General features: G+C 63.5%; 14 protein-coding genes. 5 read left to right on the plus strand and 9 right to left on the minus strand.

Features of this window, described 5'->3' with window-relative positions:
* Positions 1-67 precede the first annotated feature (67 nt).
* Positions 68-1,507, plus strand: a complete 1,440-nt coding sequence (gene argH / locus HNO79_RS09245; protein ID WP_214165200.1) for an argininosuccinate lyase — start codon at positions 68-70, stop codon at positions 1,505-1,507.
* On the plus strand, positions 1,504-1,665 hold the full coding sequence (locus HNO79_RS09250) for a hypothetical protein (RefSeq protein ID WP_010514558.1): 162 nt from the start codon (positions 1,504-1,506) through the stop codon (positions 1,663-1,665). The genes argH and HNO79_RS09250 overlap by 4 nt, the downstream gene beginning before the upstream one ends.
* Positions 1,666-1,674: 9 nt before the next feature.
* Here HNO79_RS09250 and HNO79_RS09255 read toward each other — a convergent pair whose 3' ends face one another.
* The gene (locus tag HNO79_RS09255) at positions 1,675-2,073 is read right to left on the minus strand and encodes a cytidine deaminase (protein ID WP_039735169.1); all 399 of its coding nucleotides are present in this window, start codon (positions 2,071-2,073) and stop codon (positions 1,675-1,677) included.
* 78 nt (positions 2,074-2,151) lie between these two features.
* On the opposite strand from HNO79_RS09255, the gene lysA reads away from it, so the two are divergent.
* Positions 2,152-3,522, plus strand: coding sequence for a diaminopimelate decarboxylase (lysA, locus tag HNO79_RS09260; RefSeq protein WP_010514560.1), 1,371 nt, complete (start codon positions 2,152-2,154; stop codon positions 3,520-3,522).
* On the plus strand, positions 3,519-6,263 hold the full coding sequence (locus tag HNO79_RS09265; protein WP_214165201.1) for a DUF4175 domain-containing protein: 2,745 nt from the start codon (positions 3,519-3,521) through the stop codon (positions 6,261-6,263). The genes lysA and HNO79_RS09265 overlap by 4 nt, the downstream gene beginning before the upstream one ends.
* A 349-nt stretch (positions 6,264-6,612) precedes the next feature.
* Here the strand turns inward: HNO79_RS09265 and HNO79_RS09270 are convergent, their stop codons facing one another.
* The 7 genes from HNO79_RS09270 to glmU all read right to left on the minus strand — a co-directional run bounded on the left by HNO79_RS09270 (position 6,613) and on the right by glmU (position 15,329).
* Positions 6,613-9,237 (minus strand): cation:proton antiporter, encoded by a 2,625-nt coding sequence (locus HNO79_RS09270; protein WP_048855298.1) that lies wholly within the window; start codon positions 9,235-9,237, stop codon positions 6,613-6,615.
* Between the two features lie 223 nt (positions 9,238-9,460).
* On the minus strand, positions 9,461-10,081 hold the full coding sequence (locus tag HNO79_RS09275) for a thiamine phosphate synthase (RefSeq protein WP_200408951.1): 621 nt from the start codon (positions 10,079-10,081) through the stop codon (positions 9,461-9,463).
* On the minus strand, positions 10,078-10,848 hold the full coding sequence (locus HNO79_RS09280) for a thiazole synthase (protein WP_010514564.1): 771 nt from the start codon (positions 10,846-10,848) through the stop codon (positions 10,078-10,080). The genes HNO79_RS09275 and HNO79_RS09280 overlap by 4 nt, the downstream gene beginning before the upstream one ends.
* A gap of 5 nt (positions 10,849-10,853) precedes the next feature.
* The gene (thiS, locus tag HNO79_RS09285) at positions 10,854-11,054 is read right to left on the minus strand and encodes a sulfur carrier protein ThiS (RefSeq protein WP_029329493.1); all 201 of its coding nucleotides are present in this window, start codon (positions 11,052-11,054) and stop codon (positions 10,854-10,856) included.
* Between the two features lie 23 nt (positions 11,055-11,077).
* Positions 11,078-12,073 carry an FAD-dependent oxidoreductase gene (locus HNO79_RS09290; protein WP_042658862.1) on the minus strand — a complete coding sequence of 332 codons (996 nt, stop codon included), beginning with the start codon at positions 12,071-12,073 and terminating at the stop codon, positions 11,078-11,080.
* Positions 12,074-12,138: 65 nt separating this feature from the next.
* The gene (gene glmS / locus HNO79_RS09295) at positions 12,139-13,962 is read right to left on the minus strand and encodes a glutamine--fructose-6-phosphate transaminase (isomerizing) (protein ID WP_214165202.1); all 1,824 of its coding nucleotides are present in this window, start codon (positions 13,960-13,962) and stop codon (positions 12,139-12,141) included.
* A complete protein-coding gene (gene glmU, locus HNO79_RS09300; RefSeq protein ID WP_214165203.1) occupies positions 13,962-15,329 on the minus strand; it encodes a bifunctional UDP-N-acetylglucosamine diphosphorylase/glucosamine-1-phosphate N-acetyltransferase GlmU in 1,368 nt (455 codons plus the stop codon). Before glmU ends, glmS begins: the two co-directional genes overlap by 1 nt.
* 111 nt (positions 15,330-15,440) lie before the next feature.
* On the opposite strand from glmU, the gene HNO79_RS09305 reads away from it, so the two are divergent.
* Positions 15,441-16,121, plus strand: a complete 681-nt coding sequence (locus HNO79_RS09305) for an HAD hydrolase-like protein (RefSeq protein WP_010514569.1) — start codon at positions 15,441-15,443, stop codon at positions 16,119-16,121.
* Positions 16,122-16,127: 6 nt separating this feature from the next.
* Here HNO79_RS09305 and gyrB read toward each other — a convergent pair whose 3' ends face one another.
* Positions 16,128-18,596 carry a DNA topoisomerase (ATP-hydrolyzing) subunit B gene (gene gyrB, locus HNO79_RS09310; RefSeq protein WP_010514570.1) on the minus strand — a complete coding sequence of 823 codons (2,469 nt, stop codon included), beginning with the start codon at positions 18,594-18,596 and terminating at the stop codon, positions 16,128-16,130.
* Positions 18,597-18,617: the final 21 nt, after the last annotated feature.

Genomic DNA, 18,617 nt, shown 5'->3' on the forward strand with positions numbered 1-18,617 from the left:
GTGATGGCATTATGCCACAATGCACGAGACACGATCCTTTTCACACTTGGGGTAGCTGGAACACAGGATGCCGGGGAACGCAAAAACGCCGACCGATCACGACGCGCAGAAGGCGAACGCACAATGGGGCGGCCGCTTTGCCGGGGGGCCGGCGGCGATCATGCAGGACATCAATGCCTCGATCGGTTTTGACAAGGCCCTGTGGCGGCAGGATATCGCCGGGTCAAAGGCCCATGCCGCCATGCTGGCGAAAACCGGCATCATTTCCGATGCGGATGCCCGCGCCATTACCGAGGGGCTGGACCAGATCGGGCGTGAAATCGCGGCGGGCACCTTTGAATTCAGCACGGCGCTGGAAGATATTCACATGAATATCGAAGCCCGCCTGTCCGACCGGATTGGCGAGGCGGGAAAGCGCCTGCACACCGCGCGTTCGCGCAACGATCAGGTCGCGACCGATTTCCGCCTGTGGGTGCGTGACGCAATCGACGGGCTGGACCAGCAGGCCGCGTCCCTCATGCGTGCGCTGGCGCGGCGGGCGGCGGAACATGCCGCAACCCCCATGCCCGGTTTCACCCACCTGCAGACCGCGCAGCCCGTGACCTTTGGCCACCACCTGATGGCCTATGTGGAAATGCTGGCGCGTGACCGCGGCAGGCTGGCGGATGCACGGCGCAGGCTGAATGAATCCCCGCTGGGATCGGCGGCCCTTGCGGGCACGTCCTTCCCCATCGACCGGGTCATGACGGCACGGGCGCTGGGCTTTGACCGCCCCACGGCCAATTCGCTCGATGCGGTGTCGGATCGTGATTTCGCGCTGGAATACCTGTCCGCGCTATCCATCATGGCCGTGCACCTGTCGCGGCTGGCGGAAGAAATCGTGGTCTGGTGTTCAGCCCCCTTCTCCTTCATCCGCCTGTCCGATGCGTTCACGACCGGATCGTCCATCATGCCGCAGAAGCGCAACCCCGACGCGGCAGAACTGGTCCGCGCCAAGGGCGGGCGGATTACCGGCGCGCTGGTTGGCCTGCTGACCGTGATGAAGGGCCTGCCACTGGCCTATGCCAAGGACATGCAGGAAGACAAGGAACCCGTTTTCGCCGCGACCGATGCCGCCGCCCTCAGCCTTGCGGCAATGGATGGCATGATCCGCGACCTCAGCGTCAATGCCGATCAGATGCGCGCCTATGCCGGATCGGGCTTTTCCACCGCAACCGACCTGGCCGACTGGCTGGTGCGGGTGCTGAAGGTGCCCTTCCGCACGGCCCACCATGTGACCGGCCGCCTGGTTGGCAAGGCAGAAGCGAAGGGCGTGGGGCTGTCTGACCTGACGCTGGAGGAAATGCAGGCGGAAGAGCCGGGCATCACCGCCGACATCTTCACCGTGCTGGATGTCGATTCCTCCATCGCCTCGCGCACCAGCCATGGCGGCACGGCGGCAGGCAACGTGCGTGCGCAGGCCGCGCGCTGGCTTGATACCCTGGGGACGGAAGGAAACGACAGATGAACATCCACCTTCGCACGCGCGGGCGCAGCATCATGCTGCTGACACTGCTCGGGCTGGTCGCCGCCTCCACGCTTGGCGCGTGCGGGCGTATCGGGCCGCCGCACCAGCCTGCGGGTTCGCGGAACTATTACATGACCTACCCCAACCCGCAGCGCTGATACCTGTATTCAGGCCAGATTATCGGGCCCGAAACTGTCCGGCAGCAGTTCCGCCAGCGTGCGGACCAGCAGGATCTCCCCTGTGGGTGACGCCATGGTGACGGGCGTATCGGGGCTTGCGAATTCCCTGATCTTCTGCCTGCATCCCCCGCATGGGGGGCAGGCGGTATCCACGCCGCCAGATATTGCGACACGGCGGATATGCCGCCCGCCCTGCGCCACCATGGCCGCGATGGCCCCCGCTTCGGCGCAGGTAGCTTCGGGGTAGGCCGCATTTTCAACATTGCAGCCTGAATATATCTGGCCGTCCGTGGTTTCCACTGCCGCCCCCACCAGAAAGCGTGAATACGGCGCATAGGCACGCAGCCGGATATCAACGGCAGCCTGTATCAGGGGATCATTGTTCATAACCGGCTTCTCCTTCTCGTTCTTTCATGCGTCAAGCACCTTGGAAGCAACGGGGCAAGACGGTATCGTGCGGACATCATGGCTGATGCTACCCCTACCTGTCGTGGACAGGACCCGTCCGTTGCCGCCCTGCTGGCCGTCCGTCCGGCGCTATCCATGCATGCCATGGATGGACTTGTGCTGGAAGACGTTCCCCTCAACGCCATTGCCGATGCCCTTGGCACGCCCACATGGGTCATGAGTGCGGGAACCCTGCGCGCACGGTACCGCAGGCTTGCCGCGGCTCTTGCGGCCACAGGTCGCCCGGTTTCCATTCATTTTGCCGTCAAGGCCAACGACCACCTGGCGGTGCTGCGCGTGCTGGCCGCCGAAGGGGCCGGGGCAGACGTGGTCAGCGGCGGTGAACTGCGCCGCGCCATGATGGCGGGCATCCCGGCGGCCAGAATCGTGTTTTCAGGCGTTGGCAAAACACTGGAGGAAATGCGCCTTGCCCTGCAGGCGGGCATCGCGCAGATCAATGTGGAAAGTGCCGAGGAGCTTGAACTTCTCTCAGCCGTGGCGGAAGCCGAAGGGCTTGAGGCACGCGTGGCGCTGCGCATCAATCCCGATGTCGATGCCGGCACCCATGCCAAGATCACGACTGGCCTCGCCACCAACAAATTCGGCATTCCATATGACCGGGCGGTTGAACTTTATGCCCGCGCGGCCACTTTACCGGGTATCCGGCCCGTCGGGCTGGCAATGCATATCGGCAGCCAGATCGTGCGCATGCAACCCTACCGCACCGCCTATGCCAGACTCGCTGACCTTGTCCGCGCGATCCGTGCGCGGGGGCTGGCGATCGAGGCCCTGGACTGTGGCGGGGGGCTGGGCATTTCCTATCGCGATGAAACCGAAGGTGCGCCCGAAGCCCTCGCCGCTGCCATCCATGCCGAACTGGGTGACCTGGGCACGCGGCTTGCCATTGAACCCGGGCGCTGGCTTGCTGGTCCCGCTGGCGTGCTGCTGTCCACCGTGATCCTGCGCAAGACGGGATATGACGGCATGCCGCCATTCCTTGTGCTGGATGCCGCGATGAATGACCTCATGCGTCCCAGCCTGTATGATGCATGGCATGGTATCGTGCCCCTGTCCGCCACGACCGCCACGGCCCCTACCGAACAGGTGCATGTGGTGGGACCGGTATGCGAAAGCGGTGATACCTTTGGCCATGACCGCACCCTGCCGCACATGGATGCCGGGGCGCGCGTGGCGCTGCTGGATTGTGGCGCCTATGGCATGGTCATGAGTTCCACCTACAACGCCCGTCCGCTGGCGGCACAGGTCATGGTCGATGGCGACCGCTGGTCCGTCATCCGCGAACGCCAGCAGCCCGAGGATCTGTGGGCAGCCGACCGTATTCCCGAGTGGGTGGAGGAAACCCTCCTCCCCGCTGGCGGAGGCCTATGACAGCCGGGCAGGACAGCACCCAGCCCGGCGGCAGCCTGCCGCGACGCCTGGCCCGCGCCCGCCAGCAGGCGCGCCGTGCCCTGTGGGTGGAACAGCTATGGCCGCTCATGCTGCCTGCGGTCGATGCCGCCATGGGGGTTGCGCTGCTGGGGCTTACGCGCCTGCCCCAGCAGATGCCCGACAGCCTGCATGCCGCCCTCCTGACCGGGGCAGGCGCCGGAACGCTCTACGCCACGTGGCGGCAGTGGCGTGGCATCCATCCCCCCACCGCGTCCGAGACCGACCGCCGGGTGGAGCAGGCATCCGGCCTGACCGGCCAGCCGCTGCGCACGCTGCATGACCGGCCCGCCAACGCCATCACGCCCGAAATCACCTATCTGTGGCAGGTCCACCTGCACCGCACCACGGCGGCACTGGGCCGCCTGCGGGGTGGGTGGCCGCGCCCGCACCTGCGTGGCGCCACGTGGTGGGCGGCCACCCCGGTCCTTGCCATACTGCTGGCTGGCGGCATGATATGGAGCGGCGACCATGCCGCAAGCCGCGTTACGGCAGCCTTCCTGCCCGGCACGGATGATGCCGACACCCCCGCGCCCCAGATCAATGCATGGATTACCATGCCCGACTACGCACCCGGCGCACCGGTCTTTCTGGACGCAACACATACCAGCGCCACTGTTCCCGCGGGCGCGCAACTGACCATCACGCTGAACGGGCTGAATGGCCGGCCCACCCTGCGCATGCATGCCAGCGGACCACAGGCTGCAATCGGTCCCCATGATTTTCACGCCCTGGGCAATGCAAGCTGGAATGCGCAGGCCTCCCTTCTGGCCAGTGGCACGCTGCGCCTGCGCGGACGTGGACGCACGCTGGGGCAATGGAACCTGACCGTAACACCCAATCCCGCGCCGGAGATTGCATGGGGCAAGGATCCCGGCAGCCGCGAAGGTGAATGGCGCACCCGCCTGCCCTACCACGTGGCCCAGCCTTACGGGATTGCCGCGATGCATGCGGAACTGGTCATGCCGGACGGCCCGCAGGATGTCCTGACGGTCCCGATCCCGCTGAATGGCCACCCACGCGTTGCGGATGACGTGGCAACACCCGACCTGTCGCAAAATCCGTGGGCGGGCGAGGACGTGACCGCGCGCCTGGTTGCCACCAGCACGAGCGGCATGACCGCGACCTCTGTCCCGGTCCGGCTGCGCATGGGGGCACGGCCCTTCAGCAATCCGCTGGCCAAGGCGATACTGGATATCCGCAAACGCGTGGCCCTGCACCGCGAAAACCGGGCACAGGCAGCGCGTGAACTGCTGGCGCTGGGTCAGGCCGACACCATGCTGACCCACCATGTCGGCCTGCTGCTGGCATTGACCAGCGTGGCCGCCGTGCTGGGCGATGCGGATGACGTGACCGATGACTACGCCATTACGCAGGCCACCGGACGGCTGTGGTTCCTTGCGCTGGACATTGAACACAACCGCCGGGACATCAATAACGAACAGGCTGACTTTGGCGTTCAGGCGGCGCAGGATGCCGTACGCGAACAGCTTGAACACATGCGCGACATGGGTTCCAGGGGACAGGGACCGGAACAGCAGGCGGAACTGCAGCACCGCATGCAGGCGCTGAAGGACGCGATTTCGCGTAAGATGCAGGCGCTGGCGCAACAGGCCATGCGTGACCATTCAGCCATTCCCGCCATGCCGGAAATGACATCACGCGGTGAACAGAACATGGCCCGGATGATGCAGCAGTTGCAGGACGACGCCGCCAATGGCCGTAATGCCGATGCAATGCAGAAGCTGCAGCAGATGGAGGACATGGCCAACGGCATCCGCAACGCCACCCCACAGGACATGATGCAGCTGGCACAGCAGATGCAGGCCCGCCAGCAGGCAAAGGAACTGCGCCGCGCACTGCGTGACCTGATCAGCCGCCAGTCCCAGTTGCTGGACCATGCCCAGTCCCGCATGGACCAGACCCAGCGCCAGCAGGACCGTGACGCCGCCAGCCGCCAGACCGATATGGATGAGGAAGGCGGCGATCTGTCCTCCATGTCCACTGCCGACCTGCTGCGCCAGCTTGGCATCACGCCATCGGGCGGTACGCCCCAGCCGCCACAGGCCAGCGCTCCGCCACCGGAAAGCATGACGCCGGAAGCCCACACGGCGCAGCAGCATGCCGACCGGGCCATGCAGCATGCCCTGTCCCGCGCGCTGCATGAACTGCAACGCGAATTCAGACAGGCCAGCGGCAAGGACATGCCCGCGCTGGACAAAGCGCAGACGGACATGAAGGCCGTGCGCGCAGCACTGGGCGCGGGCAAGGACCCAGATGCGGCGGCGGCCGAGAAAAAGGTTCTGGCGGACCTGCAGCAGGGCGACCAGCAGATGCGTCAGTCCATGCGTAACCAGAGCACGCATGGCGGCATGACGGTATTCCTGCCCATGATGTCGCAGGAAAATGGCAAGGGCAGCCATGGCAGCGGCGGCAACCACCCCGGCGGCCAGGATGATGAGGACGACACCGACCAGCAGGCCGAGGGCAAGGGCGATCGTGACCCACTGGGCCGCAAGACCGGTGGCACCCATGCAGGCATGGATAACGACACCCATGTGCCTGACAATGTCAGCCGCGAACGCGCGCGTGAAATTGAGCAGGAACTGCGCCGCCGCGATGCCGACCGCACCCGTCCACCAGAGGAACTGGAATATCTCGACCGGCTGCTTCGCGCTTTCTAAAGCATGCTACGCAAGGTCCGGAGAGCCTGACCGGCCCTTCGGAACACAGGCGGTCCATCCGCTCCGGACAACAGGGGGCAACGGGGTCTGCGACCCACCATAGATGGCTGTCACAGAACCGGTCAGAGCAGGCGTATGGGCCTACCGTCCTCAGCTTCCGATCTCTGGGAAAAGAAGGTTTTTTGGTGAAGCCTCCTGCAGGAAGCTTCACTCAAAACGCCAGTTTTTCTGAAAAAGACGAAAGACGATTGTTCCTCTGCTCCCCCGGGATCAGGACCGTCCATACCTGAAGGCGCGTCACTGCCCTGATCCGACTCCTACCCGCACAAGGCGCACCCGGCCGCATAGGTCAGGCGTCGCTCGCCTGACTATCCTGACGCACCGGAATGGCGCGGGTGACGGGGGCGGTGGCAAGGTCAATGGCGTCGTATGATGGCGGGCTTTCCGGCGCATCCTGTCCGTCCTGCGGCAGAAGCTGGGCGTCGGGCAGTTCACCCTTGCTGCGGGCCTGTGCCAGACGTTCCAGATTATCGCCAATACGCGGGTATTCTTCCACCAGCCTGCGGAAGTTACGTGCGCTCATCGTCATGAAATGCCCGAACTGCAGGGAACGGCTGGTGGCCGTGACACGCTCGTCCTTCAGCGCTTCTTCCCCACCCAGCACCGCACCCGCGCCAAAGCGTACGTCGTGCTTGGGATAATGGGTTTCAGCCAGACCCGCGCTGATGAAATAGACCGTGCGCACCTTCTGCCCCTTGCGGTACAGCCGCTCACCGGGAGAGGAAAAGTGGATGGACATCTTCATCGCAATGTCATGCAGCACGCCATCGGCCACCCCTTCAAACAGGGGGAAGTTATGGATGCGGCTTTCAATCCCTGCCCGGATATTGAATTTCAGTCTGAAATCCAGCTGTTCACGCCGGTGTTCCACATCGCGGTGCAGTTCACGGTGCAGTTCCTCGCTCAGCAGCGATTCGGACATCAGGGTATCGTATTTCTCTTCTTCCAGCCGCAGCGCGATCTGGCGCAGCATGCGGTTTTCCAGTGCTTCGGAATAACCATGGTAATGCAGCCGCAGGGTCTGCAATGCCTCATCCAGCAGCTTGCACTGCCGACCCAGCACTTCACCTACGATTTCACTGATACGCGTTCCCAGCGTCGGCTCCATGCGCTGGCGCATGAAACGGGTCAGCGACAGGGAGACGAAATAGCCGATCATCAGCATCTCGAACCGTTCCATCATGCAATACATGAGGGGCGTATCGAAATTGAATCGGTGATGGATCACCTGCGCCACACGAAAACGCAGCGAAGGACGCAGGCGACGGCGCAGGGCACGGACATAGCCAAACCGCCCTTCCAGTCGGGCACCATCGACCATGGCCTCGGCCGACCGCAGCAGCGTTTCCATCACACGTCGCGACAGCCCCTGTATGCGGAACAGGTCAAGCAGGATGGAGCGTTCACGGTTGGCAATGACAATCAGCGCCAGCGTCACCCGCTGTCGGTCGCCCAGGGCCGTGTCGAAGGTATTGGCCTGTTCTTCCGAATGGACGCGGCGGTCTATGACCTCGACCACCGTATTGGTGACATTGTTCGAAAAACCCAGTTCTCCCGCGACCTCCCGCGTCTGGTCACGGACCTCACCCAGCCCGATGGCAAGGATCTGATGACGCAGCGCCTGATCGATCAGCGGCAGTTGATCGAGCTTGAGGAACAGCACCAGGTACCGCAGCGACATCCCGTTCACGAACAGGGTAATCAGCACGAACCCCGTGGCGATGATCCCGATGAAATGGGCGATGCTGCTGGAAACATGTTCATTTTCCGTCACGGCCAGCGCCAGCGCCAGCGTAATGGCACCACGCAGGCCACCCCATACCATCGTCACCTTGAACGGGGTCGGCACGGGGGGGGACAGCTTGGTGGCGGCAAGGATGGGCAGCATGCCGAACACCACCGCCCCGCGCGCCAGCAGCCCGGCACCTGCTGCCAGCAGGATCAGCACGCAGTCCCATTTGGTCATGCCCACCAGCAGGCGCGGCACCAGCATGGACGCCAGCACGAACACCAGTGACCCGGCCCAGAACACAAGCTGCTGCCACAGCTCGTTCAGAAAGCGCCATGTCTGGGGCCGGAAAGTGGACGGCCCGTAAATTGAAATCGTCAGGCCGGACGCAGCTGTGGCCACCACGCCGGAAAAACCCAGGAATTCATCACAGACGATATAGGACAGGTACGGCAGCGCCACCGTCAGCGTGACCTCGGCCGCGGGGGCAGCCCCCAGCGCGGGAATCACCATAAGGGTCAACCGGCCGAAGACGATGCCGATGATCAGCGCCCCGATGAAGGACACAAGGAATTCCAGCACCGCGCCGCCCAGCATGATCTTGTGGTGCGACGTAATGGAGCCAAGCAGGATGGTGAAAATGGAAATAGCGGCAGCGTCATTCAGCAACGCCTCGCCTTCCACCAGCCGGGTCAGGCGGCTGGCAGCACCAATTTCCTTGAATATCCCCGCCACGGCCGACGGATCGGTCGTCGCCACAATGGAGCCAAGCAGGAGGCACACCGCCAGCGGCATGCCCGCAAAGGGATACAGCGCGAAGCCGATGGCCGCAGTTGAGACCGCCACCGCCACCACGGCCAGCAGAAGTACGGTCGCGGTTTCATGCGCCAGCCTGCGCACGTCAATGCCCAGCGCCCCCTGAAACACCAGTATGGGCAGGAAAATCAGCAGAAAAGCTTCGCTGTTAAGCGGGAAATCCAGCAGCGTCTGCGCCGCGCCATTGAAGATTTCCAGATGGGAATTGCGCAGTACAAGGTCGGCCGCACCGCCGATCACGATGCCCACAATGGCAAGCAGAACGGTTTCGGACAGTTCCAGACGGCGGGCAAGCGGCTGAACCGCGCTGACCACGACAAGCAGCACGGCAATCGCCATCAGAATTGCTGCCAGACCCGCTATCTCCATTCAAAATCCCCGACTTCCGGCCATATCATGCTTACAGACCGATCCTAGTGGCTGACCATGAACAGATTATGTCCAATACGTTTCAGATCAACAGAATCCAGCTTGTAAAACCAACATCTGGCTGCAAAAGACGTTCCTTCGCATATCCGCATGTTGCGTATCAATAATGCCACACCAACGTTGCATCAACAACACATGATGCATCACATTATATTCCAGTATTTCACACACTGACCACAGGGGCCGTGGCGGCAAGCCATGCCCGGACCTGTGCCTGCGGGTCCGGCATGCGAATGAAATCGGACACCGCCGATACACAGTCTGCTCCGGCCGCAATGCACAGCGGCGCGCGCGCAAGGGTAATCCCCCCGATCGCGACAAGCGGAATATCGCCAATGCGCCGTTTCCATATCGACAGCTTTTCCGTGCCCTGCGGCCCCCACGGCATTTTCTTCAGTTTTGTGGGCCAGACCGGCCCCAGCGCCACATAATCGGGGGCGACGGACAGCGCGCGCTCCAGTTCAGCATCACTATGGGTGCTGACCCCCAGCTTCAGGCCTGACGCACGAATGGCGGTCAGATCCGCCGTGTCCAGGTCTTCCTGTCCCAGGTGGATGAAGTCCACCCCTTCCTCGATCGCAAGCTGCCAGTAATCATTCAGCACAAGGCAGACATGATGCGCGCGGGCAAGTTGGATGCCTTCGCGGATTTCATGACGCAGGGCATCCATCGCCATGTCCTTGAGCCGCAACTGGATCAGCCGTGCCCCAGCCTGCCCCAGGCTTCCAACCCAGTGTGCGGCGTCCACGACGGGATAGATGCGTGACGGCAGAACGGAACTCATAGTACCGCCTGCCCGATCACGGGGGTGGAGGGAACGGCCATGTCACGTTCTTCCATCGGGTCGGCAATATAGGCCATGCGGCCCGCTTCCACCGCCATGGCGAAGGCACGCGCCATTTCCGCAGGGTTGCCCGCCTTGGCCACCGCCGTATTGATCAGCACGGCGTCATAACCCAATTCCATCGCCTGTGCCGCGTGGGAGGGCACGCCAATCCCCGCATCGACCACCATGGGCACGTCCGGAAAATGGGCACGCAGGGCACGCAGGCCAAACAGATTGTTCAGTCCCTTGCCCGACCCGATAGGCGCCCCCCATGGCATCAGCACCTCGCACCCCGCGCGCAACAGGCGTTCAGCGCCGACAAGATCCTCGGTCATGTAGGGAAAGACCCTGAAACCATCTTCCGTCAGGATACGGGCGGCTTCGACCAGCGCGAACATATCGGGCTGCAGCGTATCGGATTCCCCGATCACCTCCAGCTTGATCCAGTCCGTGCCGAACACCTCCCGCGCCATCTGCGCCGTGGTCACGGCTTCACGCACGGTATGACAGCCCGCCGTATTCGGCAGGACGGGCACATCCAGTTCACGGATCAGCGTCCAGAACGCCTGCCCCGCGCGACTGCCTGCCGCCTCGCGCCGCAGCGACACGGTCACCACCCCGGCCCCGGCCCGCCGGACGGCGTCACTCAGGATTTCAGGCGAAGGGTACTGCGCCGTGCCCAGCATCAGGCGCGACGCCAGTTCAGTGCCATAGAAAAGGGTCATTGCGGTTATCCTCCCTGCATGGGGGCCAGAATTTCCACCCGCGCCCCGTCATGCAGGGAATGGGTCGCGCGCCTGCCGGCCGCGACAAAGCAGCCATCCACCGCAGTGGCGATGCGGGCCGTGACATCATAACCCAGTTCATCAAGCAATGCTGCAAGGTTGGCGGCTGTCACGTCGTGGTGTTTGTCATTCACCAGAATCTGCATGTCCATCCTCCCTTTCTGTCGGATCAGCTTTCACCAAATACGATATCGGCCGCCTCGGCCGCGCGAACGGGGGAAAGCAGGAAGCCGTGGCGATACATGCCGTTGATATGGATATGCCGTCCCTGTCGCCTGACGGCGGGCATGTTGTCGGGATAGGATGGACGCAGACCCGTACCGGTCTCCAGTATTTCGGCTTCCCCGAATGCCGGGTGCAGGGCATAGACCGCGCCCAGCATTTCCACCATCGACCGCAGGGTCATGGGGCCGGCATTTTCGCTTTCGATCATGGTCGCGCCCACCATGTACACATGCCCCGCCCTCGGTACGACATAAATGGGAATGCGCGGATGCAACATGCGCACCGGGCGATGCAGCGTGACATCGGGACACCGCAGCAGCAGCATTTCCCCCCGCACGCCACGCATGTCGGTCATCCTGTCACGCGCCGCGATACCGGTACAGTCCACCACCCAGTCATACCCCGCCGTACCGGCGTCAACCGGCACATTGAACCGCAGGCTGCCCCCCAGTTCCACCACCCGGGCGGCAAGGGCATTCAGGGCGTCGCGCGGGTTGACATGTCCCTCCCCCGCGAAAAACAGCGCACGGGAAAAACGGTCGGCAAGATCGGGCTCCATCTGCGCGATCTCACCCTCGCCTATCGTGGAAAAATGTGATGTCCTGCGGGCGAAACGCATGATTTCGCGCACATCGCGCGGCGGCGCCAGCACAAGGGTGCCATTGCGGTCCACGCCGGGAACGTGCGCATCCCACCAGTCAAGGGACGCAAGTGACTGGGCGGTGACCTCCGGGGTGGCGGACTCCGCCTCGCACCAAGGGGCCAGCATGCCGCCAGCCTTCCATGACGCGCCCCAGCCCACGCGCCCGCCGCATTCATGCACACTGACCCGCGCGCCACGTTCGGCCAGCGTCACAGCCGCTGTCAGGCCCGACACACCCGCGCCCCGCACAAGAACAGACGGTCCCGTCCCGTGGGGGATTGCCGTTTGTGCTACCATGTGCGTCGTGCCCCTGTCCCGATTATAGCTATTGACGGTAAGTGTGCCGGTTATACCCGGGGTGTCTATTCAACAGTCACGGATTTGGCGAGGTTACGCGGCTGGTCCACATCCGTGCCCTTCAGCAGCGCGACCTCATACGCCAGGATCTGCACCGGGATCGTCTGCAGGATCGGGGCCACGAATTCATCCACTGTCGGAATTGCCACCACGCATTCCGCGATTTCACGCAGGCGCGGCGCACCCGCCATGTCCGTGAACACCAGCAGGCGACCACCACGGGCCTTGGCTTCCTGCAGGTTGGACAGCGTTTTTTCAAACAGCGGGCCGGACGGCACGGTCGCCACCACCGGCACCGTGCTGTCGATCAGCGAAATCGGCCCATGCTTCATTTCCCCCGCCGCATACGCCTCGGCATGAATGTAGGAAATTTCCTTGAGCTTCAGCGCCCCTTCCAGCGCCACGGGGAACATGGACCCACGACCAAGATAGAGTACATCCCGTGCTTCGGCCACGATGGCGGCCATACGACGGATTTCATCATGGCGTTCAAACACCTCGGTCGCCTTGCTGGGCAGGTCCAGCAGGTTGGTCACCATGCTTTCTTCCTGCTGCGCGCCGATCAGGCCGCGCGCACGGCCAAAGGCAATGGTCAGGCAGGCCAGAACGGATAGCTGCGCGGTAAAGGCCTTAGTGCTGGCAACGGATATTTCCGGCCCCGCCACGGTACCCAGCACGGCGTCGCTTTCGCGCGCCATGGTACTCTGTTCCACATTGAGGACCGAGACGATATGCTGCCCCGCCGCCCGCATGCCACGCAGGGCCGCCAGCGTGTCCGCCGTCTCCCCCGACTGGGAAATCAGCAGCCCCAGCCCACCCCTGGCCAGCGGCGGATTGCGATAGCGCATTTCACTCGCCACATCGATATCGACCGGCAGGCGCGCATACTGTTCGATCCAGTACCGTCCGATCATGCCGGCATAGAACGCCGAACCGCAGGCCGTCAGCACTGCGCGAGGAATGGCGGCAAGGTCAAATGGCAGGTCGGGCATGATGACGCGGCGCGTCGCCGGGTCGATCAGGCGCTGCAGGGTCTGCCCGATCACGACGGGATGTTCGTGCAGTTCCTTTTCCATATAATGGCGATAGCCATCCTTGCCGACCGATGCCGCAATCAGCGCGGTCAGCTTGACCGGACGTTCGACCGGGTTGCCCGCCATGTCAAAGAAGACGGCGCCCGCAGGCGTGATTACGGTCCAGTCCCCGTCATCCAGATAGGCGATCCGGCGGGTCAGCGGCGCCAGCGCAAGGCTGTCGGAACCGAGGAACATCTCGTTATCGCCAAAGCCCACCACCAGCGGCGCGCCATGCCGCGCGCCAATGACCATGCCGTCATGCCCGGCAAAGATCATGGCGAGCGCGTAGGCCCCTTCCAGCCGCCTGAGGCAGGCATGCGCCGCATCCTGCGGGGACAGGCCGCGCTGCAGGTGATAATCCACCAGCTGGGCGATCGTCTCGCTATCCGTATCGGTGGAGAAGACCTGCCCTGCCGCCTCCAGTTCACGGCGCAGTTCCTCGAAATTCTCGATAATGCCGTTATGGACGACCGATACGCGCTCCGTCCCATGGGGATGGGCATTGTTTTCGGTGGGCGCGCCATGCGTGGCCCAGCGCGTATGGCCAATGCCGGTCACGCCCGGCAGCGGCATGCGCGCCAGGAGGGTGGCCAGGTGATCCAGCTTGCCCGCCGCGCGACGGCGTTCGACATGGCCTTCTTCCAGCGTGGCGATACCCGCGGAATCATAGCCGCGATATTCCAGCCGGCGCAGGGCGTCCAGAATGACCGGCGTGGCCTGATTGCTACCGACAACCCCTACTATGCCACACATCAGCCCCGTTCCTTCCTGTTCTTCAGCCGTTCGCGAAACGATGCGGCATGTCCTGCCTTGTTTGCCTGCCGTGCCCGGCCAATGGCCATGGCATCATCGGGAACGTCATGGGTAATCACGCTGCCTGCCGCCGTAATGACGCCTGCGCCCACCCGAACGGGAGCCACCAGAACCGAATCCGAGCCAATGAAGCTGCCCGCGCCGATTTCGGTCCGGTGCTTGAACACACCGTCATAATTGCAGGTTATGGTACCCGCACCGATATTGGCCCCGCTGCCCACCGTAGCATTCCCCAGATAGGTCAGGTGATTGGCCTTGGCCCCCGCCCCCAGCGTCGTGGCCTTGATTTCCACGAAATTGCCTACACGCGCCTTTGCCCCCACGTCGCTGCCGGGGCGCAGGCGGGCATAGGGGCCGATCTGTGCATCCGGGCCGACCGTCGCCCCCTCGATATGTGAAAAGGCATGGATTTCCGCGCCGGTTTTTACATGTACGCCGGGGCCGAACACCACATTGGGGTGCACCACCGTATCGGGTTCCAGCACGGTATCGACGCACAGGAACACGGTATCGGGGGCGACAAGCGTGGTGCCACCATCCATGACCGCCTGTCGCAGCCGGGCCTGCACGCATGCTTCCGCCTGTGCCAGTTCCGCACGCGAATTGATGCCGCGCAGTTCGTCCTCCGGTGCGACGACCGCCCGCACGATACGCCCATCCGCCACGGCACGGGCCACCACGTCGCCCAGATAGTATTCGCCCTGCGCGTTGTCATTGCCAACTTCGTTCAGCCAGCGACGGAAATCAGCGGCATCGGCACACAGCACACCGGCGTTGCACAGCCGGATCGCCCGCTCATCCGCGGTGGCGTCCGCCCATTCAACAATCCGTTCAACCCGCCCGTCCCGCGTCACCACGCGCCCGTACCGCGCGGGATCGGCCGGTTCCATGGCCAGCAGGGCCAGACCGGTATCCCCACTGCGGCGCTGGTCCAGAAGTGCCCGCATCGTACCGGGCGTGATCAGCGGATTGTCACCATACAGGACCGCCACATCCCCGGTGCCGAACGCAGCTTCGGCCTGCCGGGCGGCATGGCCGGTGCCAAGGCGGTCCATCTGCACCACAACGTGATGCGGGGCGGCAAGGGCTGCCACATCATCCATGTCCGGCCCCACGACCACAACAATCCGGTCAAAGACCTGTGCCGCGTTATCCAGCAGGTAGCGCAGCATCGGCTGCCCCGCCAGCGGGTGCATGACCTTGGGCCGCTGCGATTTCATGCGGGTACCACGCCCCGCCGCCAGGATGACAGCGGTCGACACGATGCGTGCGGGGGCGGATACTACGGTATCGGTCTGGGTATTCATGGCAGTGTGCGGGTACTCCGCACCCGCACACCCTGTCAAACCCTTATGCGCGTGCGATACCATCACTTAGAATTTCCGATTGCTACTTCATTCACACCGTCAAAGGCGTTCATGATGACCTCTCTCCCGTCCCGCCTCGCCGTTTTCGATATGGACGGCACGCTGATCGACAGCCTCCCCGATCTGGCGGCCAGCGCCAACCGGCTTCTGGCCCATTACGGCCTGCCGTCCATTGCCACCGAACAGGTCCGTCCCATGGTTGGCGATGGCGTTGCAGCCCTTGTCAGCCGTTTGCTGGTCCATGCCGGTTCGGCCGCCACCGGCATTGATGCCGAGCAGGCCACGGCATGGTACATGGCCGATTACACCCCTCATTCCACCGACCTGTCCCGCCCCTTTCCCGGCACGATAGGCATGCTGGAAGACCTGCACGCCACAGGGTGGCACATGGCCGTCTGCACCAACAAACCCGTTGCCGCCGCGCGCCACATACTGCGTGTCCTTGATCTGGAAAAATGGTTCGTGGCCGTGGGTGGGGGCGACAGCTTCAGCGTACGCAAACCCGACCCGCGCCACCTGCTGGGCACAATTGCAATGGCGCAGGGCAACCCGCACCGCGCGGTCATGACCGGTGACCACCATAACGACATGGCCACGGCCATCGGGGCACATGTGCCCGCGATTTTCGCCCGCTGGGGATATGGGCGCCCCGAAATGGAAGCCGGGGCCACGGTTGGCGCCGATTCCATTTCCGAGGTCGCTCATCTGGCCAATGAACTGGTACCAGCGTAGCCCGGGTCAGACGTCGAGGTTGGCAACCTTCAGCGCATTGCCAACAATGAAGTCGCGGCGGGGTTCGACCACATCCCCCATAAGGGTGGAAAAGACCTGCGCCGCGTTTTCCACATCCCCGACCTTGACCTGCAGCAGGGTGCGCATGGCGGGATCGAGTGTGGTTTCCCACAGCTGTTCGTCATTCATTTCCCCCAGGCCCTTGAAGCGGTTGATGGACAGGCCCTTGCGGCCCTGCGCCAGAATCCGTTCATACAACGATGCCGGCCCGTTGAAGGCGTGTGCATTGCCATCGATCACCAGATGAACCGGCCCCGCGAAATCCGCCACCAGACGGTCGTGGCGGTCCGCCAGCCAGCGGACTTCCGCACTGCGCAGCGCCTGTGCCTCCAGGCGATAGACTTCGCCCACACCACGCACGCTACGGGCCATTTCCAGACCGCTGTCGCTGACGGCAACCTTCCACCCCCGTTCGGTCGGGGGCGATACCGCATCCAGCCGCGCCTGCAGGTCGACAACCCGTTCCGGCACGGCCTGCGGATCGGCACGCAGCACGCCCGCGATGGCCGCCTGTTCCAGAACCCACACCGGCACACGCGCCGACAGGCGCGACAGCGCACGGGTCACGTCACGGATGAACATGACATCGGCGCGCATGACATCGCCCTCGACCTCACGCCCGTCAGCATAACGCAGCGAGGCATTGGCCAGCGCCTTGTCCAGCAGGTAGGACTCCAGCGCCGCGTCATCCTTCAGGTACCGTTCGTCATTGCCGCGCTTGGCGCGGTACAGCGGCGGCTGGGCGATATACAGATATCCTTTTTCAATCAGTTCGGGCATCTGCCTGAAGAAGAAGGTCAGCAGCAGCGTACGGATATGCGACCCGTCCACGTCAGCGTCAGTCATGATGACAATGCGGTGGTAACGCAGCTTTTCAATCGAAAAGCCGCCATGTTCCACATCGCCACGCCCGATGCCGGTGCCCAGTGCCGTAATCAGCGTCCCGATTTCGGCTGACCCCAGCATACGGTCAAAGCGCGCGCGCTCGACATTCAGGATCTTTCCCTTCAGCGGCAGGATCGCCTGAAACCGCCGGTCACGTCCCTGTTTGGCGGTGCCGCCTGCCGAATCACCCTCGACGATGAACAGTTCGGATTTTGCCGGATCACGTTCCTGACAGTCCGCCAGCTTGCCCGGCAGGGAGGAGATGTCCAGCACGCCCTTGCGCCGTGTCAGTTCCCGCGCACGCCGCGCCGCCTCACGCGCGGCGGCGGCATCCATCACCTTCGCCACGATATGGCGGGCTTCCTTGGGGTGGGTTTCAAACCAGTGGGAAATCATGTCGGCAGCGGCGGCATGCACCACCGGCTGCACTTCGGAAGAAACCAGCTTGTCCTTGGTCTGTGACGAGAACTTGGGGTCGGGCACCTTGACCGACAGCACGGCGGTCAGGCCTTCGCGCATGTCCTCGCCATTCAGGGCGTGGCTGTCCTTCTTGCTGGCATTGGCTTCGGCATAGCGGCCTACCACGCGGGTCAGCGCCTGACGGAAACCGGCAAGGTGCGAACCACCATCACGCTGGGGAATGTTGTTGGTGAAGCACAGCATGGTTTCATGGAAGCTGTCATTCCAGGTCAGGGCGAACTCGACCTTGATGCCGTTATCTTCATTCTGCAGGCTGCCGGTGATCGGCGGCTCGACAATCGGGTTCTTGCCCTGGTCCAGCCATTCGACAAAGGCGCACAGACCGCCTTCGTAATGGAACTTTTCCTCCCGCGCCGGGGTATGGCGTTCGTCGCGCAGGATGATCTTCAGCCCGGAATTGAGGAAGGCCAGTTCGCGCAGACGGCGTTCGAGAATCGGGAATTCGAATTCAACCCTGGCAAACGTCTCTGCGCTGGGCTTGAAGGTGACCTGCGTGCCGGTCGGCTCGCTGCTTTCCCCCACCACACGCAGCGGCTCATCACGCTCGCCCGCGCGGAAACTGATGACGTGTTCCTTGCCATCGCGCCATATCCGGACTTCCATCCATTCCGACAGCGCGTTGACCACGGCCGCACCCACGCCATGCAGGCCACCCGATACCTTGTAGGAATTCTGGTTGAACTTGCCACCCGCATGTAGCTTGGTCAGTACGACTTCGGCGGCACTCACCCCTTCTTCATGGTGCATGTCGGTAGGAATGCCGCGCCCGTCGTCACGTACGCTGACGCTGCCATCCCCATTGAGCGTCACGATACAGGTGGTCGCAAACCCGGCCTGCGCCTCATCCACGGCGTTATCAATGATTTCGAAGGCCATGTGGTGCAGGCCCGACCCGTCATCGGTATCGCCAATATACATGCCGGGGCGCTTGCGTACCGCGTCCAGCCCCCGCAGAACCGAGATGGATGCCGCATCATAGTCCGCAGCGGGTGTCACGCCACCTGCGACCTCGGCATCGTGTTTCTGATCGGGACTGGATTGATCGGACATGCCGGCAGATGCTCCACAGCG

Source organism: Komagataeibacter oboediens (genome assembly GCF_018491655.1).
Classification (GTDB): Bacteria; Pseudomonadota; Alphaproteobacteria; order Acetobacterales; family Acetobacteraceae; genus Komagataeibacter; species Komagataeibacter oboediens.

Coding starts and splice junctions, on each gene's coding strand:
- argH (WP_214165200.1), top strand. CDS start 68: ATGCCGGGGAACGCAAAAACGCCGACCGATCACGACGCGCAGAAGGCG.
- HNO79_RS09250 (WP_010514558.1), top strand. CDS start 1,504: ATGAACATCCACCTTCGCACGCGCGGGCGCAGCATCATGCTGCTGACA.
- HNO79_RS09255 (WP_039735169.1), bottom strand. CDS start 2,073: ATGAACAATGATCCCCTGATACAGGCTGCCGTTGATATCCGGCTGCGT.
- lysA (WP_010514560.1), top strand. CDS start 2,152: ATGGCTGATGCTACCCCTACCTGTCGTGGACAGGACCCGTCCGTTGCC.
- HNO79_RS09265 (WP_214165201.1), top strand. CDS start 3,519: ATGACAGCCGGGCAGGACAGCACCCAGCCCGGCGGCAGCCTGCCGCGA.
- HNO79_RS09270 (WP_048855298.1), bottom strand. CDS start 9,237: ATGGAGATAGCGGGTCTGGCAGCAATTCTGATGGCGATTGCCGTGCTG.
- HNO79_RS09275 (WP_200408951.1), bottom strand. CDS start 10,081: ATGAGTTCCGTTCTGCCGTCACGCATCTATCCCGTCGTGGACGCCGCA.
- HNO79_RS09280 (WP_010514564.1), bottom strand. CDS start 10,848: ATGACCCTTTTCTATGGCACTGAACTGGCGTCGCGCCTGATGCTGGGC.
- thiS (WP_029329493.1), bottom strand. CDS start 11,054: ATGCAGATTCTGGTGAATGACAAACACCACGACGTGACAGCCGCCAAC.
- HNO79_RS09290 (WP_042658862.1), bottom strand. CDS start 12,073: ATGGTAGCACAAACGGCAATCCCCCACGGGACGGGACCGTCTGTTCTT.
- glmS (WP_214165202.1), bottom strand. CDS start 13,962: ATGTGTGGCATAGTAGGGGTTGTCGGTAGCAATCAGGCCACGCCGGTC.
- glmU (WP_214165203.1), bottom strand. CDS start 15,329: ATGAATACCCAGACCGATACCGTAGTATCCGCCCCCGCACGCATCGTG.
- HNO79_RS09305 (WP_010514569.1), top strand. CDS start 15,441: ATGATGACCTCTCTCCCGTCCCGCCTCGCCGTTTTCGATATGGACGGC.
- gyrB (WP_010514570.1), bottom strand. CDS start 18,596: ATGTCCGATCAATCCAGTCCCGATCAGAAACACGATGCCGAGGTCGCA.